We start from the raw sequence: 23,072 nt of genomic DNA on the forward strand, positions 1-23,072 counted from the left end.
GGCGATGCGTTCACGCGTACCGGTGAGCCGTGAATCCGCTTTCGCAATCCGTTCGTTTCCTCGTTGTCGTCGCCGCAACCGCCTCGCTCGCGGCCTGCGCCACGCGTCCGCCGCCGTCGGCCACGGGCCGCTGGATGCCCGTCAATCATTACGACGCGCAATCCATCGCGCTGCCGCTGCGTCCGGCCTACGTCTACTACGCCGCGCCCGTCGACCGCACGCTCAAGGGCCTGCTCGAACGCTGGGCGCGCGACAGCAAGATGGAGCTGGAGTACCGGCACGATTCGGACTTCACGCTGTATCGCGGCGTCGCCGACCTGCACGGCGATGACCTGCGTTCGACGCTCGCACAGCTCGCATCGCTGTACGCGGCGCAGCAGGTCGCGATCGACGTCGAAGGCAACCGCATCGTCGTAAAGCGCGCTGCCGCCGCATCGACGCCTGCCGCGAACGCCACCGGGGGCCAGCCATGAGCGCACGTGTCGCCTCGGAAAGCCTGCGCGTCGAGCACGCCGTCGGCCGCGCCGTGAACTACGAAGTCAGCCTGGCCGACCGCGCGCGCCGCAGCGAGCGTCGCGCGTGGTGGGTGGCCGGCACGTCCTGCGCGATCTCGCTGATCCTCGCAGGCGGCTACTTCTACTTCCTTCCGCTGAAGGAAAAGGTGCCGTACCTGGTGATGGCCGATGCCTACACCGGCACCGCGACCGTCGCGAGGCTCGACGGCAACTGGGGCCAGAACAACATCACCCTCAGCGAAGCCGTCAACAAGAGCAACGTCGCGCACTTCGTGACTGCGCGCGAGTCCTACGACATCGCGCTGATGCGCCTTCGTGACTGGACGACGGTCTACACGATGTCCGCGCCTTCTGTCGCTGCGGGTTACACCGCGCTGCATGGCAAGGACAATCCGGAGCGCCCGTACAACACGTACGGCGACAAGGCGGCGATCCGCGTCAAGATCCTCAGCATCACGCTGATCAACGACGCGAACGGCAAGCCCAACGGCGCGACGGTGCGCTTCCAGCGCACGCTGTACGACAAGTCCACGGGCCGCACCGCGCCGCTCGACAGCAAGATCGCCACGCTCACGTTCACCTACAAGGCGAACCTGGCGATGGACGAGAAGTACCGCGTCGAGAACCCGCTCGGCTTCCAGGTCACGACCTACCGCGTCGACAACGACTACGCCGAAGCGCCGCCGGTCGAACCGGAAATTCCGGCGTTCTCGATGCCGGAGATGGGTGAGCCGACAGCGTCGGCTCAGGCCGCAACCGCAGCGCCCGCTACGGCACCGACGAATGACGCCGCGACGCCAGCTGCATCGCCAAGCGCTACTGCACAGCCGACCACCGGAGCCCGCCCGTGACGCCCCGTTCGTTCGCGATCGTCCTCGCCGCTGTGCTCGGCGTCGCCGCCGGTGCGGTGCCGCTGCATGCATCGGCCGAGCCGATCCAGGAATACGACTACGCCGACAACCGCATCTATCCGGTGCGCACCGGTCTCGGCATCACGACCGAGATCGAGTTGTCGCCGAGCGAAACCATCGTCGACTACAGCACCGGGTTCTCGAGCGGCTGGGACATCAGCCGTCGCGACAACGTTTTCTACGTCAAGCCGAAGAATGTCGATGTCGACACCAACCTGCTGATCCGCACCGAAACACATTCGTACATCATCGAACTGCGCGTGGTCGCGACCGACTGGAAGGCGCTCGACCAGGCGCGCAACGCCGGCGTGCAATACAAGGTGCGTTTCGTCTATCCGACCGACGCGAAGTTCCGCACCGAGTCCGCAGTGAAGGCGCCGGAGCTCGACGTCGCGCTGGACCCGTCGCGCAATTACCACTTCGACTACGACTACCGCACGCGCACCCGGCTGCGCGCGCTGGTGCCGGCGAGCGTCTACGACGATGGGCGGTTCACCTACATCAAGCTCGGCGACACCACGCCGTTCCCGACTGGATCGTTCCCGGCGGTATTCGGCAGCGAGACCGAGAACGGTGACGAGTTCATCGTCAACACGACGGTGCAGGGCAACACGATCATCGTGCACGGCACCTATCGCTATCTCGTGATCCGCCACGGCAAGGACGTCGTCGGCATCCGCAGGAATCCGCACTCGTGAGCCAGATCGTCAGCAATCCCTACGAGCAGGACCCCGTCGCCGCGGTGGCGGACGCCAATCCCTACTTCGGTGCGCACGCGCAGGCCGCCGCGCCGGATCTCGATGCCGGCGCGCCCACGCTGCGCACGGCGGAACAGCAACGCGTCAATCGCAAGGCGTTGCTGTTCCTGGGCGGCATCATCCTGCTGCTGATGATGATGGCCGTGCTCGTGTTCCGCGGCAGTTCGAAGCCGAGCGATGCGACCAAGCCGAGCGAAGAGCAGGTCAGCATCCCCACGCTGAGCGACGCGACGCCGCCCTTGCCGCGGACGCCGCCGGCCGCGCAGAGCGTCGAGCCGATCGCCGTGCAGTCAACGCAGCCGGAGGCGCTGTCCCCTCCGCTTCCGCCATTGCCCGTTCAGCAGGAGTCGATGGCGTATCCCGCCACGCCATCTGCACGGTCCTACGCGCGTACGCCAACCCTGTTGGAGCGTCGCATGGGCAACGACTCGACGGCGACAGCCGGTGACACCGCCAATCCGCAGACTGCCGCGTATGCACAAACGCTCGCGATGGCACAGGCAGCGCTCGGCCAGTCGGGCGGCGCAGGTCAGGCAGGGGAACAATCAGCGCCGATCGACGCTGCCAAACGGCCCACGGTTGCACGCGCGCTACGCAATCCCGACACGCTGCTCGTGCGGGGCACGCTGCTGCGGTGCGTGCTCGAGACACGCGTCATCAGCGAAGCCGACGGCTTCACCTCCTGCATCCTCACCGAGCCGGTGTACTCCATCAACGGCCGCACGCTGCTGCTTGATCGCGGCTCGAAGATCTACGGCGCCTACAAGGCGCGACCGAAGGGCAATCGCATCGAAGTGGTGTGGGACCGCATCACCACGCCGAACGGCTACGACGTCAGCATGATCAGCCCGGGCGTTGATCCGCTCGGCAGTGCGGGCTACCCGGGCCAGGTCGACGCGCACTGGAGTTCGCGCATCACCTCGGCACTGATGGTCAGCCTGCTCAGCGACGCGTTCAAATATGCAGCCGCGAAGAACGGGCCGCAAAGCTCGACCGTCAGCCAGGGCGTGGTCGTGACGTCCCCTTACGAGAGCAACACGGCCAATACCATCGACCGCCTCGCGAATCAGGCAGCCGAGGAGGGCATGTCCCATGCGCCGACGGTGACGATCAACCAGGGCTCGATGGTCAGCGTGTACGTCGCGCGCGATGTCGACTTCACGGAGGTCGTCGGCCGCTGAGCCGACCACGATGGAGCTCGACGCGCTCGCGCAGGTTTCGGACGACTTCCTGTCGTACCAGTACGAGGTGCTCGGCATCCTTGGGCACATGGCGTCGTCGGACGTCACCGAGATCTGTATCAACCGGCCCGGCGAAATCTGGATCGAGTCGCGCGGCGGCTGGCAGCGTCACGACGTGCCGGCGCTCACCTTCGAGCGTGCGCGCCAGTTCTGCACCGCGGTGGTCAACGAAAGCAATACCGGGCAGCGCATCACCGATACGGATCCGGTCGTCTCGCTCACGTTTCCGACCGGACAGCGCGCGCAGTTCGTGATTCCACCGGCCTGCGACGCCGGCAAGGTGTCGATCACGATCCGGCTGCCGTCGCACCGCACGAAGACGCTCGAGGAATACGACGCCGACGGCTTCTTCGGGCAGATCGTCGAACAGGCCGGCGAGGTCAGCGACCACGACCGCGAACTGCTCGACCTGCGTGCGCGCCGCGACTACGCCGAGTTCTTTCGGCGCGCCGTGCACTACCGCAAGAACGTCGTTGTCGCCGGCGCGACCGGCAGCGGCAAGACCACCTTCATGAAGTCGTTGGTCAACCACATTCCGGACGAAGAACGCCTCGTCACCATCGAAGACGCGCGCGAGCTCTTCATCCGCCAGCCGAACGTCGTGCACCTGCTGTATTCGAAGGGCGGGCAAAGCGCGAGCAACGTGACCGCCAAGAGCTGCATGGAAGCCTGCCTGCGCATGAAGCCCGACCGCATCATCTTGGCCGAGTTGCGCGGCGACGAGTCGTTCTACTTCATCCGCAATTGCGCGTCGGGCCACCCGGGCTCGATCACCAGTTGCCATGCCGGCAGTACGGCGCAGACCTGGGACCAGCTCGCACTGATGGTGAAGGCCTCGAACGAAGGCTCGGGCCTGGAATTCGCGGTGATCAAGCGCCTTCTGATGATGACGATCGACATCGTCGTGCACATCAAGGCGCATGCCGGACGACGCTTCATCACGGGCATCGATTTCGATCCGCAGCGTGGATTGGCGGCCGCATGACGTGCAGTCATGCCACTGCAGCAGGCGGCGTTGACAATGCGCGCGGACGCGTGAGTCAATCCTCGCGACGCCGTCGCCCGCTATCGGCACGGTCGCGCAAGGACGCCGCGCACGGATGGAATCGCCCTGTCGATCCCGCCGCGCGTTGCACGCCAAGGACGGGGGGCTGACGGTGTTGCCTGGCATGGAGCTGATGGGCTGTCCGGACCTCGCGGTCCCCGTGGACGTGATGCATCACGTCGTCCATGTCGAGTCCTCGTTCAATCCCTACGCGATCGGCGTGGTCGGCGGTCGACTCGCGCGCCAGCCGGTGAACCTGCCCGAAGCGCTCGCCACGGTGCGAATGCTGGAAAGCCGAGGCTTCAACTTCTCGCTGGGCCTGGCGCAGGTCAACCGCTACAACCTCGCGCGCTACGGGCTCGGGTCGTACGAGCAGGCGTTCCAGACCTGCCCGAACCTGCGCGCCGGCTCGCGCATCCTCGCCGAATGCCATGAGCGGTCCGGTCGCGACTGGGGCAAGTCCTTCAGCTGCTACTACTCCGGCAATTTCGTGACGGGCTTTCGAGAAGGCTACGTCCAGAAGATCTACGCCTCGATGCGTGCGGCGTCGAACCCGCGCATCCCGGGCGCGATCGCCGTGTACGGAAGCCCGACGTCGCGCCATGCAGCCGCACCGTATCCGTTGCGCGCAACCGGCGACGTGCCGTCGCGCATCGAGACGTTGCAGAACGCGCCGACCTCGCCTGTATCGACACCCGCAGTTGCGCCGCCTGCCAACGCTGTCTCTGCGACACCGGATAACAGTGTCGACAGCCTCGTCGTATTGCGCCCCGACGGCGCACCTCCGCTGGTCGCGGGCGCGAGCAGCGCGTCTGCTCCTGCCGCGCCCGCAACAAACCCCACACCCGATGCACCGCCGCGCGACGCGGCATTCGTGTTCTAACCCGCCCCGGCGGTCAACGCCGTCCCGCAACGACAAGGAAAGCCCATGAAGTCGATCAAGTCCCTGAAGTCCACCGTTTCCTCGGCGCTCGTCGGTGCCGCGTTCGCACCGGGTCTCGCGCTCGCGCAGGCGACGGGCGGTGGTGGCGATTTCACCGACACGGGTAGCACCGTGAGTACGTTCTTCCGCAACATCAACGGCCTGCTCAACCTCGCGTCGATCTCCGTTGTGACCATCGCGGTGATCTTCGCGGGCTACCAGATCGCGTTCGCACACAAGCGCATCGCCGACGTCGCCCCGATCCTGATCGGCGGCTTCCTGATCGGCGCGGCGACGCAGGTCGCGAAGATGCTGATCGGCGGGACCTGATCGACCTCCGTCGCGACCATGCAGAAGAACGTTCTCTTCCGCGGCTGCACGCGGCCGCCCATGTTCATGGGCGTGCCGTACGTGCCGTTCTTCATCGGCGCGGGCACCGTGATCCTGCTGTCGTTCTACACCAACATGTTTTTCCTGGTGCTGCTGCCGGTGGTGATTTTCATCATGCGGCAGATGGCCCGGCGCGACGAGATGATCTTCCGCCTGCTCGGCCTCCGCCTGCAGGTGCGCATTAAGATCCGCAACCTCGACGTGCACGACGGCATGTGGGTGTTCACGCCGAACCTGTATCGCGACCCGCGCAGCAAGTCCCCGGACCGCTGAGGCGCTCCCTCATCGATCCCCGCGGCGACGCGAAGCGCGCGTCGCCGATGTTTTCCGGTTGACCGAATTTCATGACGACGTTCACGCCCGACACCCCGATCAGCGATTTCATCCCGCTGTCGACCCATGTCTCCCCGACCGTGGTGAAAACCACGGGCGGCGACTACCTCATGACCTGGCATCTCGAAGGGCTGCCCTTCGTAGGGCGCGAGGAATGGGAGCTCGAGCATCGGCACAACACGTTCAACCGGATGCTGCAGACGCTGCGCGCGCCGGACTTCGTCAATCTCGCCTTCTGGGTGCACGACGTCCGTCGTCGTCGTCGCATCAAGCAGCGCAGCAGCTTCAACCAGCGCTTCAACCAGGAACTGTCGGACGCCTACTTCGAGTCGCTCTCGTCGCAGAAGATCATGGCGAACGAGCTGTACCTCACCATGATTTACCGGCCCGTGGTGACCGGTAAGAAGTTCGTCGAGAAGTCCACTGACGTGCGCCAGTTGCAGGCGCAGCAGGACGAGGCGATCGCCAAGCTGCTCGAGCTCGCGGGCAACCTCGAAGCCGTGCTCAAGGACTACGCGCCCTACCGTCTCGGCATGTACGAAGCGGCGAACGGTGTCGTGTTCTCCGAGACGCTCGAGTTCTTCGGCTACCTGATCAATCGCATCGACGAACCCGTTCCGGTGCTCGACGCACCGGTGCACAGCTACCTGCCGGTCAGCCGCCACATGTTCTCGGGCAAGACGGGCGACTTCGTCGTGACGTCGCCGTCGGGCTCGAACCAGTTCGGCGCGATCCTCAACATCAAGGAATTCACCGACGGTACCTACCCGGGCATCCTCAATCGCCTGAAGTACCTCGACTTCGAGTACGTCATCACGCACTCCTTCAGCCCGATGGGCCGACAGGACGCACTCAAGGTGCTCGACCGCACCAAGGGCATGATGATTTCGTCGGGCGACAAGGCGGTCAGCCAGATCATCGAGCTCGACCAAGCGATGGACCAGCTCGCCTCCGGCAACTTCGTGCTCGGCGAATACCACTTCACGATGTCGCTGTTCGCCGACTCGCAGGAAAAGCTGTCGCAGAACATCGCGACCGGCCGCGCGGAGCTGTCGAACGCCGGCTTCGTGTCGGCGAAGGAAGATCTCGCCGTCGTACCGTCGTTCTATTCGCAGCTGCCGGGCAACTGGAAATACCGCACGCGCATCGCGAACGTCAGCTCGCTGAACTTTCTGGGCCTCGCGCCGCTGCACAACTTCGCGTCCGGCAAGAAAGAGAACAATCCCTGGGGCGACTGCGTCACCACGCTGCAGACCACCAACGGCCAGCCGTACTACTTCAATTTCCACGCCACGCACCCGGGCGAGAACTCGCTGGGCGAGAAGGCGATCGGCAACACCATGGTCATCGGCAAGTCCGGTACCGGCAAGACCGCGCTGATCAATTTCCTGCTGAGCCAGGTGCAGAAGCTCGAACCGTCGCCGACGATCTTCTTCTTCGACAAGGACCGCGGCGCCGAGATCTTCGTGCGCGCCTGCGGCGGTAATTATCTGGCACTGGAGAACGGGCGGCCGACGGGCTTCAATCCGTTCCAGTGCGAGCGCAGCGAAGCGAACGTGCAGTTCCTCGCCGACCTGGTGAAGGTGCTCGCCGGCAAGACGCTCTACACCTCGCGCGAGGAAGAGGACATCTTCCGCGCGGTCGAGAACATCCTCGACACGCCGGTGCGCTTGCGCACCATGACCAACTTCCAGAAGAGCCTGCCCAACATGGGCGACGACGGCCTGTTCGCGCGCATGCGCAAGTGGACCGCCGGCAACTCGTTGGGTTGGGTGTTCGACAACGCCGACGACACGATCGATCTCGCGAAGGCGAACATCATCGGCTTCGACTACACCGACATCATCGACAACTCCGAAGTCCGCGTGCCGGTGATCAACTACCTGCTGCACCGGCTCGAAGCGCTCATCAACGGGCGTCCGCTGATCTACGTCATGGACGAGTTCTGGAAGATCCTCGACGGTAAGGGCGGGCTCAAGGAGTTCGCCAAGAACAAGCAGAAGACGATCCGAAAGCAGAACGGTTTGGGCATCTTCGCCACGCAGAGTCCGGAGGACGCACTGGCCAGCGATATCGCCGCGGCACTGATCGAGCAGACCGCGACCATGGTGCTGCTGCCCAACCCGAACGCGAGCCGCGAGGACTACATCGAAGGCCTCAAGCTCACGGAATCCGAGTACCAGGTCGTCGTCAACCTCGACGAACGCTCGCGCTGCTTCCTGGTCAAGCAGGGCCACGCGGCCAGCGTCTGCCAGCTCAACCTGCGCGGCATGGATGACGCCCTCGCCGTGATCTCGGCGTCGACCGACAACATCGAAGTCATGCACGACGTGCTCGCCCACGAGGCCGAGCGCCATGGCGTCAGCGTCGACCGCCTGACGCCGGAGCAGTGGCTCACCACGTTCTACGAATGCCGCAAGGGTTCGGGCAAGTCGCGTGTTGCGTCGGCGACCCGCCCGAAGGCCCAAGTCGCCTGAACCTCGCCAAGGAAAGGAATCCATGATGAAGAAGACTTACCAGCACATTGCATCGGTCGTTCTCGCAGTAGCCCTCGGCACGGGCGTCGCATCGAACGATGCACGTGCGACCGGAATACCGGTCGTCGACATCAGCGCGATCATTACAGCGCTGCAGTCGCAGCTCAACGACATCGCGCAGTACGCGAAAGAACTGCAGGGCATGGCGACGGACGCCGCTCACTATCAGGAAGTGATGAGTCACTACCGCCAGCAGCTCATCAAGCTCCAGCGCATGGTGTCGACGTTGTCGTTCAGTGGTACCCAGCCACTGAACAAGCGCGACGACGACTTCATGGTCGACGTGGTGTGTGACGGTTCCCATGGCGGACTGGATCTTCGCCGCCTTCTAAGTGTCTTCCAGTTGGACCCCAACGGCGACATCGTCGGGCAGCAGCGGACGATCTGTCAGCTTCGCCAAGTGGCACGCAACCAGAAGTTCAACGAGACGATCGACTTCCTGACACGCGTCAAGGCCGAGACCCAGGCGGAACTCAACGAGATGGCATCGCGTCAGGACGCCGGCGGCGAAACGCAGGGCGGAGTGCAGACCAGCGTCAACGACGCTACTGCGACGAGTGTCCGGCTGAGTGCGATTTACCAGAACTATTCCACGAAGGTCCAGATGTACGACAACCAGATCGCCGCGCTCGACGACATGCAACGGACGCTCACGGCGGCCGCGCTGAAGGGCGGGAACGATCCGATCGGGACCATGGTCCACACAGCAACACTGGAAGCAGCCCTCAAGATCCATTGAGGATGTGCGGGACGCAGGTCCGCGGAAGGACAAGGAGTAACAGTAGATGGGGCTGAACTGGCTGACGCCGCGGGTAGATTCGATCGGGGACTTCGTCTTCTACCGGTTGATCCTCGGCTACCTGCGCGAGGCGATTCATAAGTTCGGCATCGACCTCATGGCACGCGCCATGAGCTGGGTCGGCATGATCGCGCTGACCCTGCTCACGCTGTGGATCCTGATCCAGGGCTTTCGCATCGTGACCGGTCAGTCGCGCGAATCGATGATGGCGCTCGTCATGAACTCGCTGAAAGCGACGCTGATTCTCAGCATCGCGACCTCAATGGCGATGTTCGGCACGAAGATGGACAAGTTCCTGACGGAGGACGTCAAGAACGAGATCAATCACGTGGTGACGGGCTCCTCGTCGTCGCCGGAAGAGGCAATCGACCGCAACCTCGCGTGGATGCAGGTCGCGTTGTCGAGCATTGACGTGCTCGACGTCGCAAGTGATCCAACCCTCGACGCGCAGAAAACGCGTGCGCTCTACATGGTGGGCATTGGCACCGGCGGCCCCGCCATCGTCGGCGGCACGATGCTGCTGCTTAACGAAGTCGCACTCGCGCTATTCATCGGCTTCGGGCCGCTGTTCATTCTGTGCCTGCTGTTCGACCAGACCAAGCCGCTGTTCGGACGATGGCTGTACTACGGAATCGGAACCATGTTTTCGATGGCGGTACTGAGCGCCATGGTGTCGATCGCCCTTGAAATGGTCGTACGTGTTGCCAGCTCCTTCTGGGGCGCGGCGCTGATCGGAATACTCACCAAAACCAACTTCAGCGACGGTATGACCAGCCAAGCGATGCAACAGGGTGGTCTCGGCCTGATTCTCACCGCGCTGATCATCAGTGCACCGCCGATGGCGGCTTCGTTTTTCCAGGGCACGCTAGGGCAGTTCAACTACACGAGCGCGTTCCAGCGTGCCGGATATTCAGGTAACGGCGCGCCGCCGGGCTCTCCGAATTACATTCCGACGTATGCTCCATCCGCGCCGGCAAACGCCTCGAGTGCGCATTCGGCAAGCACTGCGCTGCCGGCGGCGTTGCCGCGTATGAATCCCGTAGACGGCCGGACTGTGGGCGCTCGGGGCGCGACCAACATTGAGACATGACATGTACAAGTTGCTGACCGCATTTTTTCTAGCCGTTGCTTCGCACGGTGCTCTTGCGCAGAACTGCCCATCGGGTATTCCCGAGGCAAACAATCCGTCGTGTCTTCCGCCATCCGACGCGGCCTCGCCCTACTACGTGGCTCCGGCACCGCCCCAACCCAGGCCGTCCGGCTATTGGATCGATCAGTGGGGAGCGATCGTGGGCGACGTTGCAAAGGGAGAGATCGCCACCGTCCTTCATGGATCGACAGAGCAAGACGCGGTAGCGAAGGCAATGACGCAGTGCGCTGCCGCTGGTGGGGTGGCGTGCGAAACGATGATCGCATTTAAGAATCAGTGCGGGGCATTGGCTTGGCCAGTCGGTGGGGCCGGCAAAGCGACAGCCGGACGCGGACCTACGAAGCAGGTCGCGACCGGGGAGGCGATGGGCGCTTGCGAAGTCAGTGGCAAGGGCTGCCAGATATTCTTTTCAGATTGCGCACGTCCGGTCTTCCACCCGTACTGAACTTCGCCGGCGGCTGATAAGGGAGGTCTGTCGCGGCACTGGGAGCGCTCAGCACGGGAGAGCTGCTTGAGGAGTTCCTCGCGGCACAGCTCCCTATAATTCGGTCATCGGCGTTATTTCGCCGGAGGCCTATCAGGTTGCGCCGATCGTGAGTTCCCGCGTCGCCCGTCTCTCCGTAGCCCCCATGATGGACTGGACCGACACGCACTGTCGGGCGTTCCATCGTGTGCTCGCGCCGTCGGCGTTGCTCTACACGGAAATGGTCCACGCCAACGCGGTGATCTACGGTGACCGCGCGAAATTGCTGGCGATGGATTCGACGGAACATCCGGTCGCGCTGCAGCTCGGTGGAAGCGATCCGCAGTTGCTTGGCGAAGCGTCGCGCATCGCGGCAGAGTGGGGCTTCGACGAGATCAACCTCAATTGCGGCTGCCCGTCGGATCGTGTGCAGGCCGGGCGTTTCGGTGCCTGCCTGATGCGCGAGCCCGCGCTCGTCGCCGATTGCGTCGCTGCGATGAACGATGCGGTGTGTGCGAGCGCGCGTCCCCACGTTCCGGTCACGGTGAAGTGCCGACTCGGCGTCGATGACGACAACGACTTCGACGTATTCCTCGCCTTCGTCGATACCGTCGCGAAGGCCGGTTGCAAAACCTTCGTCGTGCACGCGCGCAACGCGTGGCTGAAAGGGCTGTCGCCAAAGGAGAACCGCGAGGTTCCGCCGCTGCGTTACGAATGGGCGTATCGGCTCAAATCACTGCGGCCGGAGCTCGGCATCATCGTCAACGGTGGCATCGCCGGTGTCGACGACAGCGTCGAGCACCTTTCGCATGCCGACGGCGTCATGCTCGGCCGCGCGGCCTATCACGATCCGTACGCCCTGCATCGCGTCGATGCACGACTGACCGGGCGCGACGTACGCACGCGCGAATCGTTGCTTCTCGACTACTTGCCCTACATGCAGCGCCAACTCGATCGCGGCGTCGCACTCAAGCACATGACGCGGCATCTGCTCGGACTGTACCTTGGTGAGCGTGGTGGCCGCGCATTCCGGCAGGTGCTGAGCGAAGGCTCGCATCGGCCCGGTGCCGGCCTGGAACTTGTCGAGGCCGCGCTCGCGTGCACACGGCCCGATTGGCTGAGGCGCATCGCGTGATCACCCGCGATCGTGCGTATTTTCTCGACGCCGCTTCCCGATACGCGCCAGATGCCGGAGCGGCGACGGCGCGTGCCGCATTCCTCGTCACGCCGGAAGGCTTCTCGCGTGCCGAGCAGTCCGCGTCCGACAACCGCTACATGGCCGACGCCGCGCAGTTCGACGCCGATGCGGCTCTGCGCCAACACCGTGCGCTGCAGTCGGCATTGTCGGTGTCGGTTCCGGTAATCGCATTCCCCGGCGATGCGGCGACGCCCGACGCGACCTTTCCCAACAACGTGTTCGCGACAGCGCGCGTCAATGGCGAAGCGCGTTTCATCATCGGGCGCATGCGCCACCCGGTCCGTCAGCGCGAGGCCGAACGTGCCGACATTCGCGGCTTCTTCGTGGACACGATGGACTACACGCCGCTCGATCTTTCCGCGCAGCCGCATGCGTGCGAACTCACCGGCGCACTTGCGATCGATCGTGCGCGCGGCATCGGATTCGCAGGGCTGTCCGAACGCTGCGACGAAGAAGGCGCGCGTCGCATGCACGAGGCGTTCGGCCTGCGTGCGACTTTCATGTTCGATCTCGCACCGGGCGAATACCACACCAATGTCGTGCTCGCGGTTCTTGCCGGGCGCGCCGTCATCTACGCACCGAAAGGTTTCGCGAATGTCGAGGACGCGCGCACCATTGCATCGTTGTACGCACCGCACGCGATCGAGCTTTCGACCGACGAAGCGTCGCGCTTCGCAGGCAACGCGATCGCGCTCGATTCGCAGCGCGTATGGATGAGCGGCAGTGCCGATGCGTCGCTTCGTGCATCGACGCGTGCCGCGCTCGCGGATGCAGGCTTTTCGGTGCACAGTGTGCCTCTCGATGCGATCGAGGCTGCTGGCGGTTCGTTGCGTTGTTGTGTCGCCGAGATATTCTGAGGAACTGAACCGCGACAGCGCGTTAGCTGAAAAGTTCAGAGCGGATTCACTGCTTCGCTTCGATCATCTGCCCCGCACCACGGCGCCGCATCGCCGTTTCGAGTCGCGTCATGCCCTACGGTCGCTCCATCCTCATCGCTGCGCTTCTGCTCGCTTCCGGCAGCGCCCTCGCGGGTCCGCCGGGTGGCCGTGGCGCGCCGCCGCCGGAGATGCCGCGTCTGGGCGTCGCCGGTGGCATGCCTCACGAGAGCCGACCGGAAGAGCGTTCGCTCGCCGAATCGGTCCGCCGCGTCGAGCGGGCGACGGGTGGCGAGATCCTGAGCGCCGAGCGCGTCCCGTTCGACGGTCGCGACATCAATCGCATCAAGGTCCTCGACCAGACGGGGCGGGTCCGCGTGATCACCGAAGACCCGCACCCGCAGGGCCGTCCGCCCCGGGATTGAGACGCCAGTACCGCCGCTCGCTGAACAGCGGCGACCGTACACGCGGTGACGACGGCCGCAACGACTAAGCTACCTGAACAGCCGGGCGGCCCTGCCGCACCGTCCCCCTGTCCCGGAGCCTGGAACATGCGAATCCTGCTGGTCGAAGACGAAGCCCCCCTCCGCGAAACCCTCGCCGCACGCCTGCGGCGCGAAGGGTTTGCGGTCGACGCGGCCCAGGACGGCGAGGAAGGCCTGTACATGGGCCGCGAAGTACCGTTCGACGTCGGCATCATCGACCTCGGTCTGCCCAAAATGTCCGGCATGGAGCTGATCCGCGCCCTGCGCGAGGAAGGCAAGAAATTCCCGGTCCTGATCCTGACCGCCCGCTCCAGCTGGCAGGACAAGGTCGAGGGCCTGAAGCAGGGCGCCGACGACTACCTGGTCAAGCCGTTCCATGTCGAGGAACTGCTTGCGCGTATCAACGCGCTGGTCCGGCGCGCCGCCGGCTGGAGCAAGCCGCAGCTCGAGTGTGGCCCGGTCGTGCTCGATCTCGCCGCGCAGACGGTCACGATCAATGGCAGCAACGTCGACCTGACGAGCTACGAGTACAAGGTGCTCGAGTACCTGATGATGCATGCGGGCGAGCTGGTCTCGAAGGCCGACCTCACCGAACACATCTATCAGCAGGATTTCGACCGCGACTCCAACGTGCTCGAAGTCTTCATCGGTCGACTGCGCAAGAAGCTCGACCCGGACGGCTCGCTCAAGCCGATCGAAACCGTTCGCGGTCGCGGCTATCGCTTCGCGATTCCGCGCAGCGGCGAGTAAGCGGAAGCACGATGGCCACGACCGCAGCGCGGTCGTTGTGCCATCCCGGATGTGTCGCCGAATGCGTTGCGCCATGTCCATCCTCCGGCGCTGAAACCCCGCGCGCCGGAGCTATCGACATCGTCTTCGCCTGTCGCAATTCGCGCTGTACGCGAATCGCGCGGCAGTGGTTCAACGAACGGCCTTCGCGCATGATCTCTGAATGAGGATCGGACAGCCGCGCTCGTTGCAGACACGCCAGTTGCTGGCGGCGAGCCTGTTCCTTGTCGCGTTCCTTGCGCTTGCCGGCTATGCGCTCGACCGAGCGTTCCTCAAGACCGCGCGCGACAACCTGCACGAACGTCTTGAAAGCTACGCGCTGTCGATCACGCGAGGCGGCGAGTTCGCGCGCGACGGCACGTTCGTCGCACCCGACTCGCTGCCCGATGCGCGTTTCGAGCGCCCGGGCAGTGGTCTGTACGCGGAAGTGATCTTTCCGAACGGACATTGGGACTCGGAATCGGCGCAAGGCCCCGGCTTGCCGCCCGCGCCGCTGCTTCCGCAGGGCGCGCGACGCTTCGAGGGCCCGCTGCCCATGCACAAGATCGACGGGCACGCGGGGCAGGTGTATCGCTTCGGGCTCGGCTTGATCTGGTCCAGCGACGACACGAACAAGGTCGCGGAATTCCCGTACACGATCTACGTTTACGAAGACACCAGCGCACTAGCCGAACAGGTCGAGGTGTTCCGCGCGGCACTGTGGCGTTACCTCGGCGGCGCGGGCCTGGTGCTGCTCCTGCTGCAGGGCGTGATCCTGCGCTGGAGCCTGTTGCCGATGCGCAAGGTCATCGACGAACTCAAGCGCGTGCAACGCGGGCAGGCCGTGCGCATGAGCGAGCGCCATCCGCGCGAGCTCGAGCCGCTCACCGATTCCATCAATGCCTTCATCGAGAGCGAGCGCGAGAACCTCGATCGCCAGCGCAATACGCTGGCCGACCTAGCGCACTCGCTGAAGACGCCGCTCGCCGTGCTGCATGCGCGACTGGAAGACTCGCAGGACGACGTCGACGCCATGCGCATCGAAGTCCGCGCGCAGGTGCAGCGCATGACCGACATCGTTTCGTACCAGCTTGCGCGTGCGGCAAGTCGGGGCCATGCATTGTTCGCCGCACCGATCGCGATCGAGCCGCATGCCGAGCAGATCGTCACCAGCCTCGAGAAGGTCTATTCGTCGAAGGGCGTGCTCTGCGAATTCGAACTCGGCGAAGGTCTGCAGTTCTACGGCGAGGCGGGCGACCTGCAGGAGCTGCTCGGCAACCTTCTCGAGAACGCGTTCAAGTGGGCGAAGTCGCGCGTGCTGCTCACGATCACGCCGACGCCCTGCGACCAGAACCGCCGGCCGGGCCTGCTGATCGCCGTCGACGATGATGGCCCGGGCATTCCGCCTGACAAGGTCGCACTGGTGCTGCAGCGCGGGGTTCGCGGCGACGAGCGCGTGCACGGGCACGGCATCGGCCTCGCCATCGTGCAGGACCTGGTGCGCGCGTATCGCGGCGATCTCGAGGTGGGCAAGTCGACGGAACTCGGCGGCGCGCGCTTCGAAGTGCGACTGCCGCCCGGTCTCTGACGGGATCGTCCGCGCCGCCCCGCTAGAATCGGCGGATGACGTTCCACATCCGCGCCATCACCCTCGATCTCGACGACACCCTCTGGCCGATCGCGCCCGCCATCGATCGCGCCGAAGCGGCGCTGGACGCATGGCTCGCCGCGCATGCGCCGCGCGTCGCCGCGAGATGGCCGCTGGAATTGCGCCAGCCGCTGCGCCTGCAGATCGATGCCGAGCGACCGGAGATGGCGCACGACATGACGGCGCAGCGCCAGTGGATGCTCGAACGCATGTTCGCCGAGGCCGGCGAAGATCCGGCACTCGTGCATGACGCGTTTGAGGCCTACTTCGCCGCGCGTTGCGAAGTCGAACACTATCCGGACACGATGGATGCGCTTGAGCGACTTGCTGCGCGCGTGCCGCTCGCATCGGTCAGCAACGGCAATGCGTGTCTCGCGCGCATCGGCCTGATGCCGTTGTTCCGCTTCCAGCTCGGCGCACGCGAACACGGTGCGGCCAAGCCGACGCCGAGCATCTATCTCGAAGCCTGCGAGCGCCTCGGCATCGAGCCGCAGCATGTGTTGCACGTCGGCGATGACATCGAGCTCGACGTTGTCGGTGCTGCACGCGCGGGTCTTCGCACGTGCTGGATCGATCGCCGCGACGAAAAGTGGCCGCGCGATGATGTCCGGCCCGACCTGCATTTCACCGATCTTGCCGCGCTGGCCGACTGGCTCGACGCGCACCTCGCTACGGAGCACCACGCCGCATGAACCTGCCGACCGGCTTCGTCGCCTCGTCCCACATCGCGCGCCCGCTGCACATCATCGACCGCGTGCGCACACCGCAGTGGCGCGATGCGCTGTCGCCGGCCGCGCAGACCTGGGCCGACGCGCAGGGCTTCGATGCGTCGCCCGGCACCGTGTTGGTCATTCCTGATGCGAACGGCGGTGCGGAGTCGGCGCTTCTTGCGATCGGTGATGCGCTCGACGCGTTCGCCTATGCACATGGGCCACGCATGTTGCCCGCACGCGACTGGACGCTCGCGACGTCTCTCGACGATGCCGAACGCAACGCGCTGCAGATCGGCTGGGGCCTCGGCAGCTATCACTTCGGCCGCTACCGCGCGCCGCTTCGTGCGCCAGCGCAGCTGGTCGTCGAAACGTTGGCGGATGAAGTGCGCGACCAGATTGCGGCGTGCGTGCGCGTGCGCGATCTCGTCAATACGCCGACGCAACACATGGGCCCGGACGAACTCGAACGCACCGTCTGCGAGATCGCGGAAATGCATGGCGCGAAGATCAAGGTCGTCAGCGGTGATGACCTGATCGACCAGAACTTCCCGGCGATCCATGCGGTCGGCCGCGCTTCGCACCGCGCGCCGCGCCTGATCCGTCTCGACTGGGGCGATGCCGCGCATCCGCACGTCGCGATCGTCGGCAAGGGCGTCTGCTTCGACACCGGCGGCCTGAACATCAAGACCGGCGACGGCATGCGCAACATGAAGAAGGACATGGGCGGTGCCGCGCACGCGATCGCCCTGGCCGAACTCGTGATGGCGCGTCGCCTGCCGTTGCGCATCTCGCTGCTGGTGCCGGCGGTGGAGAACGCGATCGGACCGGATGCGCTGCGTCCGGGCGAAGTCATTGCGACGCGCATGGGCCTGCATGTCGAGATCGACAATACCGACGCGGAAGGTCGACTCATCCTCGGCGATGCCCTGACACACGCGGCGGAAGACTCGCCGAAGCTTCTGATCGATTTCGCGACGCTTACCGGTGCTGCACGTGTCGCGCTCGGTCCCGATCTTCCCGCGCTCTACGCCAATGACGAAGCGCGCGCCGCCGAGCTGTTGCAGGCGAGCAACGACGCGCGCGATCCCCTGTGGCGCATGCCACTGTGGCGGCCGTACTGGCGTTATCTCACCAGCACCGTGGCGGACTTCGCCAACAGTGGTCCGTCGCGAATGGCCGGCAGCGTCACTGCCGCGCTTTACCTCGAGCGCTTCGTGCCTGAGAAGCAGCCGTGGCTGCACATGGACACCTATGCGTGGAACGACGCCGAACGTCCGGGGCGTCCCGTCGGTGGTGAAGCGCAGGGGCTGCGCGCGGTGTACGCGATGTTGAAGTCGTTCTCGACGCGCTGACGCGTCTTACAACCAGCCCTTCTGCCGCGCCAGTCGATACGCCTCGACGCGGTTCGCGGCGTTGAGTTTGCCGATTGCTTCAGACAGGTAATTGCGCACGGTGCCGGCGGAGAGATGCAGTTGCGCGGCGATGTCGCCGGCGGTCAGGCCTTCGCCCGCGAGGCGTAGCACCTGGCGTTCGCGGTCGTTGAGCGGATCAGCTTCGGACCAGGCGTCGACGGCGAGCTGTGGATCGATCGCGCGTCCGCCGCGATGCACTTGGCGGATCGCTTCGGCGAGTTGTTCGGCCGGCGCGTCTTTCAACACGTAACCGCCGACGCCGGCGTCCAGCGCGCGTCGAAGGAAACCCGCACGCGCGAACGTGGTGGCGATGACGATGCGCACCGGTAGTTCATGGCGGCGGATGCGTTGTGCGAGTTCAAGGCCGGTGAGACCGGGCATCTCGATGTCGGTGACCAGCACATCGGGCTTGAGGCGCTCGACCTCGCGCCACGCGGCGATGCCATCGGGTGCGGCGCCGACGACTTCGATGTCGGGCTCCAGCGCGAGCAGCGCGGTGAGCGCGCCACGCACCATTGCCTGGTCTTCGGCGAGCAGGACGCGGATCACGGGTTTTGCAGGCGATTCGACATGCGCGAACGGTAGCAGACGCGAATCAGGCGGCGCGTACGTCGATGTCGGGCGCGGGCAGCGACGTCACCATCTTCGGCAGCGGGATACACGCTTCCAGCTGCGTGCCGGTCGCGGCCGATTCGATGCGCAGCTTGCCGCCGAGGGCTTCGACGCGCTCGCGCATGCCCGACAGCCCATTGCCGGGCGTGATCGCACCGCCGCGTCCGTCGTCGACGATGCAGAGCTTCACTTCGCGCGGTGTCGAGGACAGCGTGATCTCGGCGTGCCGCGCACGCGCGTGGCGCTGGATGTTGGTGACCGCCTCGCGCACCGTCAGCGCGAGCACGGTTTCGATTTCAGGCGGCAGGGTGACCGGTGCGAGCGCGTATTGAAGTTCGATCGCATCGGATTCGAGCAGCAGGCGCGCCGACGCCAACTCGGCGCCGAGCCCCGCCGCGCGAATGCCGGTCACTGCGCTACGCACCTGCGTCAACGCTTCGCGTGCGACGCGGCTGACTTCGTCGAGTTCGCGTCGTGCCGACGCCGGATCGCGATCGATCAGCTTGCCGGCAAGCTCCGACTTCAACGCGACCAGCGACAGCGTATGCCCGAGCAGGTCGTGCAGGTCGCGGCCGATGCGTTCGCGTTCGGCGAGTGCGGCGAGGCGTCGCACTTCGTCATGGCTGAGCTTGAGCGCGACGTCCGCCTGCTTGCGACGGATGTAGTGCACGTTCATCAGGCCGACGACGAGGCCGACGACGACGGCATTGAGCACGAACACCCACGGCAGCCGCAGTGTCAGCCAGTACGCGGTGTACGTCGCCACCAGCGCCAGCATCGCGATGAGTGCATAGCGCGGCCGGAACGCGAACGCGATGTAGGCGCAGGCGTAGATGATGTAGCCCTGCGCGCCCGGGTTCCATGGCGTGACGATGAAACCCAAGGCGGCGATCGCCAGCGATGCGCCTAGTACCTGTGGGCGTTCGCTGAAATGCACGTGCAGGAAGAGCAGCAGGAAGATCGTGTAGCTCGCGAGCGTCGGCACCAGCCAGTGCGGGAACACGCCGGGCGCTTCGGTGAGCGGCACCAGGAAGATCCACATCGACCACACGAGGTTGAGCCACGAATACCAGCCCGTGCCCGGTTGGCAGTGCGGCTTGGGCAACGCGACGGATCGGCGCATGAGGGTCTCCTGATGCTGCATCTTCGGCGGTGCCGTGCCTGGCCTCAAGCCCGTGCGAGGCGGCGACGCGCGGCGAAGAAGAACACCGCCGCGTAGCCCGCCAGCACCAGTGCGTGACCGCCGACGGCGCCGACGTGCTCGGAGCCCACCGTCGCCAATGCGATCTGCGACAGGTGATACGCCGGCCACAGCGGTGCGATCTTGCCGATGAACGCCGGCAGCATCGACAGCGGCATCCAAAGTCCCGCAAGGAAGGCCATCGGCAGGTAGGTCATGTTGACCACCGCCGGCGCGCCCTGGCCGGAGACGAGGCTGCCGATGAAGAGCCCGATCGCGCAGAACGGCAGGACGCCGAGCATGTCGACCACTACCAGCGACACGGCCTGCGATGCGCTGATCGACACGCCGCCCGCGGTGAGTCCAATGGTCAGCAGGATCAGCGAGATCACTGTCGCGAACACCATCGCCATCGCCATGCGCGACAGCAGCACCGCGCCCGCCGGCACCGGTTGCGCGCGCTTGAGCGTCAGGAAGCCGCGCTCGCGGTCCATCGCGATCGCCACACCGAAGCCGAACAGGCCCGGTGCCATCACGCCGAACACGCCGTAGGTCGCGAGTAGATACGTCGCCACCTGCGGCCCGCCCTTGTGGTTGAGCAGGATCGCGAACAGCACGTAGAACATTGGCGGGAAGATGAGCGTGGGCACCGCGAACGAAGGCGAGCGCAGCAGGCGCAGGAATTCGTTACGGGCTTCGAGCCAGTACGCGCGCATCGGGTTCGGGCGTAGCACGGGAGCGAGTGCGTTCATGCGGCCTCCTTGGTGATTTCGACGAAGGCGTCGGCCAGGCCAGCGCGGGTGACTTCGAGGTCCGACAACGTCGGGTCGTCGGTGAGCAATCGATAGACGACCGCTTCGATCGCATCGGCGATCACTTCCAGCCGTTCGCCGTCGTGCGTCGCCGCCAGCACGTTCGGCCACGATGCGACCACCGCCGCATCCAGCGACGACACACAGCGCACGCGGCGCTGTGACACCCGCGAACGGATCTGCGCGACACTGCCCTGTGCGACCACGCGTCCGCCATTGATGACGACGACGCGGTCGGCCAGCGCTTCGGCTTCCTCGAGGTAGTGCGTGGTGAGCACGACGCCCGCACCGTCGGCGACCAATTCGCGGATCGCCGCCCACAGCTTCTGGCGCGCATCGATGTCGAGGCCGGTGGTCGGCTCGTCGAGGAAGAGAAGCTTCGGGCGGCCGCAGATCGCCATCGCGAACTGCACGCGGCGCTGTTGTCCCCCGGACAAGCGCCCGTAGCGACGCTCGAGCAGGCCGTCGAGCCCGGCCAGCGCCACGCAGTCGGCGATGCTGCGCGGGTTCGCGTAATAACTGCGCGTCACTTCGATCAGCTCGCGCACTTTCAGCGTGTCGGGAATGCCGGCCGACTGCAGCATCACGCCCACCTGCCGACGCGCGTCGATCTCGTGCGGGTCGCGATCGAACAGCTGCACGCGACCGTCGTCGGCCGAGGTCAGGCCGAGCATCAGCGCGATGGACGTGGATTTGCCGGCGCCGTTGGGGCCGAGCAGGGCGAGCAGCTCGCCGCCACGGACCTCGAGATCGAGGCCGTCGAGTGCGACGACGTTACCGTAGCGCTTGCGCACCCCGGCCAGGCGGGCGAGCGGCGAGAGCGTAACCGTGGATCCCATGACGCATCTCCGATGGAAAGTGGGGCCACGATGCGCCGCGCGAGGCGGCCGCGGCAGTCGCGGGTGTCAGGCATTCCACATGACACTCGTCAGGTGACGCGGGGCAGGGCGCACCGTAACCTGCGCCCATCGCCGATCAGGGGCGACCGGCCGCGATGCCGGTCATGCAGGCGACATCCCACTGTCGTAATGGAACGCGATGAACACGTCCGCCGATCTGCTGAAGGAACTTCGCATCGACCGCAGCGCGGCGCCGCCGCCGACGAATCGTCGCGGGCTGTGGATCGGTCTTGCGATCGCGGGCGCCGTGGTCGTGCTCGGTGGCGCGGCGTTCGCGCTGACGCGTGGCGGTGGCGGCCCGGAGGTGCATGTCGCCGATGTCACGGCGGTTGGCGCGGGCGGCAATGCATCCGTGCTCGACGCCACGGGTTATGTCGTCGCGCGTCGCATGGCCACGGTGTCGGCCAAGATCACCGGCAAGGTGCGCGACGTGCGCATCGAGGAAGGCCAGCACGTCAACGCCGGCGACATCATGGCGACGCTCGATCCCGTCGATGCCGCGGCCACGCGCACGCTCGCGGGTGCGCAGGTCGAAGCCTCCCGCACGCAGATCGCATCGGTGCAGGCGCAACTGCGCGATGCGGAAGCGAACGCACGACGCCTGTCGTCGCTGGTGAGCCAGCAGCTCGTATCGAAGGCGCAGTACGACCAGGCGGTCGCGCAGCGCGATGCATTGCGCGCGCAGCTCGCCACCGCGCAGCGCAGCACGCAGGTGTCGAGCGCAAACCTGCGCATCGCCGAGAACGGCGTCGACAACACCGTGGTGCGCGCGCCGTTCTCCGGCGTGGTAATCGCCAAGGCCGCGCAGCCCGGCGAGATCGTGTCGCCGCTGTCGGCGGGCGGCGGTTTCACGCGCACCGGCATCGGCACCATCGTCGACATGGATTCGCTGGAAGTCGAAGTCGACGTCGGCGAGGCCTACATCGGCCGCGTGCAGCCGGGCATGCCGGTCGAAGCGGTGCTCAATGCCTATCCGGACTGGAAGATTCCCGCCGAAGTGATCGCGATCATTCCGACCGCCGATCGCAGCAAGGCGACGGTGAAGGTGCGCATCGCGCTGAAGCACAAGGACGCACGCATCGTGCCCGACATGGGCGTGCGCGTGAGCTTCCTCGAGCGCGAACAACCGACGCAGGCCAAGCGCGCTCCGGCTGCACTCGTGCCGGCGGCGGCCATCGTCGATCGCGACGGCAAGCAGGTCGCGTTCGTCGTCGAAGGCGACGAAGGCAAGACGACGGTGTCGCGCCATGAACTCAAACTCGGCCGCACGCTCGGCGACGATCGCGAAGTGCTGTCGGGCCTCACCGGGGGCGAGCGCGTGGTGCTCGATCCGCCCGAAAAACTCGCCGACGGTGCGCATGTGCGCATCGCCAAGGACGAAGCCGACACCGCGTCCGAATAACGCA

At 65.6% G+C, this 23,072-nt stretch carries 24 protein-coding genes; 20 read left to right on the forward strand and 4 right to left on the reverse strand.

Going from position 1 to position 23,072, the window contains the following annotated elements; genetic code table 11:
- Positions 1–29: 29 nt before the first annotated feature.
- The 19 genes from ACVWZN_RS13840 (at position 30) to ACVWZN_RS13930 (ending at position 18,103) form a co-directional block, all read left to right on the forward strand.
- The gene (locus tag ACVWZN_RS13840; RefSeq protein ID WP_456954321.1) at positions 30–473 is read left to right on the forward strand and encodes a hypothetical protein; all 444 of its coding nucleotides are present in this window, start codon (positions 30–32) and stop codon (positions 471–473) included.
- The gene (locus tag ACVWZN_RS13845) at positions 470–1,366 is read left to right on the forward strand and encodes a virB8 family protein (protein ID WP_456954322.1); all 897 of its coding nucleotides are present in this window, start codon (positions 470–472) and stop codon (positions 1,364–1,366) included. Before ACVWZN_RS13840 ends, ACVWZN_RS13845 begins: the two co-directional genes overlap by 4 nt.
- On the forward strand, positions 1,363–2,124 hold the full coding sequence (locus tag ACVWZN_RS13850) for a TrbG/VirB9 family P-type conjugative transfer protein (protein ID WP_456954323.1): 762 nt from the start codon (positions 1,363–1,365) through the stop codon (positions 2,122–2,124). Before ACVWZN_RS13845 ends, ACVWZN_RS13850 begins: the two co-directional genes overlap by 4 nt.
- Positions 2,121–3,365 (forward strand): TrbI/VirB10 family protein, encoded by a 1,245-nt coding sequence (locus ACVWZN_RS13855; protein WP_456954324.1) that lies wholly within the window; start codon positions 2,121–2,123, stop codon positions 3,363–3,365. The genes ACVWZN_RS13850 and ACVWZN_RS13855 overlap by 4 nt, the downstream gene beginning before the upstream one ends.
- Positions 3,366–3,375: 10 nt before the next feature.
- A complete protein-coding gene (gene virB11 / locus ACVWZN_RS13860) occupies positions 3,376–4,410 on the forward strand; it encodes a P-type DNA transfer ATPase VirB11 (protein ID WP_456954325.1) in 1,035 nt (344 codons plus the stop codon).
- 184 nt (positions 4,411–4,594) lie between these two features.
- Positions 4,595–5,353 (forward strand): lytic transglycosylase domain-containing protein, encoded by a 759-nt coding sequence (locus ACVWZN_RS13865; RefSeq protein WP_456954774.1) that lies wholly within the window; start codon positions 4,595–4,597, stop codon positions 5,351–5,353.
- 45 nt (positions 5,354–5,398) lie between these two features.
- On the forward strand, positions 5,399–5,722 hold the full coding sequence (locus ACVWZN_RS13870; protein ID WP_456954326.1) for a TrbC/VirB2 family protein: 324 nt from the start codon (positions 5,399–5,401) through the stop codon (positions 5,720–5,722).
- Positions 5,723–5,740: 18 nt separating this feature from the next.
- On the forward strand, positions 5,741–6,055 hold the full coding sequence (locus ACVWZN_RS13875) for a type IV secretion system protein VirB3 (protein WP_456954327.1): 315 nt from the start codon (positions 5,741–5,743) through the stop codon (positions 6,053–6,055).
- A 71-nt stretch (positions 6,056–6,126) separates the two neighbouring features.
- Positions 6,127–8,592 (forward strand): VirB4 family type IV secretion/conjugal transfer ATPase, encoded by a 2,466-nt coding sequence (locus ACVWZN_RS13880; RefSeq protein ID WP_456954328.1) that lies wholly within the window; start codon positions 6,127–6,129, stop codon positions 8,590–8,592.
- Positions 8,593–8,614: 22 nt separating this feature from the next.
- Positions 8,615–9,391, forward strand: coding sequence for a hypothetical protein (locus ACVWZN_RS13885; protein ID WP_456954329.1), 777 nt, complete (start codon positions 8,615–8,617; stop codon positions 9,389–9,391).
- A gap of 46 nt (positions 9,392–9,437) precedes the next feature.
- Positions 9,438–10,541 carry a type IV secretion system protein gene (locus tag ACVWZN_RS13890; RefSeq protein ID WP_456954330.1) on the forward strand — a complete coding sequence of 368 codons (1,104 nt, stop codon included), beginning with the start codon at positions 9,438–9,440 and terminating at the stop codon, positions 10,539–10,541.
- A 1-nt stretch (position 10,542) separates the two neighbouring features.
- Entirely contained in the window at positions 10,543–11,046 is a 504-nt protein-coding gene (locus ACVWZN_RS13895; protein WP_456954331.1) for a DUF4189 domain-containing protein, read from the forward strand.
- 145 nt (positions 11,047–11,191) lie between these two features.
- Positions 11,192–12,199: a tRNA dihydrouridine(20/20a) synthase DusA gene (dusA, locus tag ACVWZN_RS13900; RefSeq protein ID WP_456954775.1), complete on the forward strand. Its 1,008-nt coding sequence runs from the start codon at positions 11,192–11,194 to the stop codon at positions 12,197–12,199.
- Positions 12,196–13,119 carry an arginine deiminase-related protein gene (locus ACVWZN_RS13905; protein WP_456954332.1) on the forward strand — a complete coding sequence of 308 codons (924 nt, stop codon included), beginning with the start codon at positions 12,196–12,198 and terminating at the stop codon, positions 13,117–13,119. Before dusA ends, ACVWZN_RS13905 begins: the two co-directional genes overlap by 4 nt.
- A gap of 110 nt (positions 13,120–13,229) precedes the next feature.
- Positions 13,230–13,562 carry a hypothetical protein gene (locus tag ACVWZN_RS13910; protein ID WP_051235619.1) on the forward strand — a complete coding sequence of 111 codons (333 nt, stop codon included), beginning with the start codon at positions 13,230–13,232 and terminating at the stop codon, positions 13,560–13,562.
- Between the two features lie 126 nt (positions 13,563–13,688).
- Positions 13,689–14,372: a response regulator transcription factor gene (locus tag ACVWZN_RS13915; RefSeq protein ID WP_027084065.1), complete on the forward strand. Its 684-nt coding sequence runs from the start codon at positions 13,689–13,691 to the stop codon at positions 14,370–14,372.
- Positions 14,373–14,574: 202 nt separating this feature from the next.
- Positions 14,575–15,978, forward strand: coding sequence for an ATP-binding protein (locus tag ACVWZN_RS13920; protein ID WP_456954333.1), 1,404 nt, complete (start codon positions 14,575–14,577; stop codon positions 15,976–15,978).
- A gap of 35 nt (positions 15,979–16,013) precedes the next feature.
- On the forward strand, positions 16,014–16,730 hold the full coding sequence (locus ACVWZN_RS13925; RefSeq protein WP_456954334.1) for an HAD family hydrolase: 717 nt from the start codon (positions 16,014–16,016) through the stop codon (positions 16,728–16,730).
- Positions 16,727–18,103 carry a leucyl aminopeptidase family protein gene (locus ACVWZN_RS13930; RefSeq protein WP_456954335.1) on the forward strand — a complete coding sequence of 459 codons (1,377 nt, stop codon included), beginning with the start codon at positions 16,727–16,729 and terminating at the stop codon, positions 18,101–18,103. The genes ACVWZN_RS13925 and ACVWZN_RS13930 overlap by 4 nt, the downstream gene beginning before the upstream one ends.
- A 6-nt stretch (positions 18,104–18,109) precedes the next feature.
- On the opposite strand, the gene ACVWZN_RS13935 is transcribed toward ACVWZN_RS13930, so the two are convergent.
- From ACVWZN_RS13935 to ACVWZN_RS13950, 4 genes are read right to left on the reverse strand one after another with little or no spacing between them, the layout of a single operon-like run.
- The gene (locus ACVWZN_RS13935; RefSeq protein WP_456954336.1) at positions 18,110–18,712 is read right to left on the reverse strand and encodes a response regulator; all 603 of its coding nucleotides are present in this window, start codon (positions 18,710–18,712) and stop codon (positions 18,110–18,112) included.
- Positions 18,713–18,758: 46 nt separating this feature from the next.
- Positions 18,759–19,898, reverse strand: coding sequence for a sensor histidine kinase (locus ACVWZN_RS13940; RefSeq protein WP_456954337.1), 1,140 nt, complete (start codon positions 19,896–19,898; stop codon positions 18,759–18,761).
- A gap of 44 nt (positions 19,899–19,942) precedes the next feature.
- On the reverse strand, positions 19,943–20,707 hold the full coding sequence (locus ACVWZN_RS13945; RefSeq protein WP_456954338.1) for an ABC transporter permease: 765 nt from the start codon (positions 20,705–20,707) through the stop codon (positions 19,943–19,945).
- Positions 20,704–21,606 (reverse strand): ABC transporter ATP-binding protein, encoded by a 903-nt coding sequence (locus tag ACVWZN_RS13950; RefSeq protein WP_456954339.1) that lies wholly within the window; start codon positions 21,604–21,606, stop codon positions 20,704–20,706. The genes ACVWZN_RS13945 and ACVWZN_RS13950 overlap by 4 nt, the downstream gene beginning before the upstream one ends.
- A 199-nt stretch (positions 21,607–21,805) precedes the next feature.
- Between ACVWZN_RS13950 and ACVWZN_RS13955 the strand changes: the two genes are divergently transcribed.
- Entirely contained in the window at positions 21,806–23,068 is a 1,263-nt protein-coding gene (locus tag ACVWZN_RS13955) for an efflux RND transporter periplasmic adaptor subunit (protein WP_456954340.1), read from the forward strand.
- Positions 23,069–23,072 lie beyond the last annotated feature (4 nt).

The organism is Lysobacter sp. HA35, from assembly GCF_054061195.1.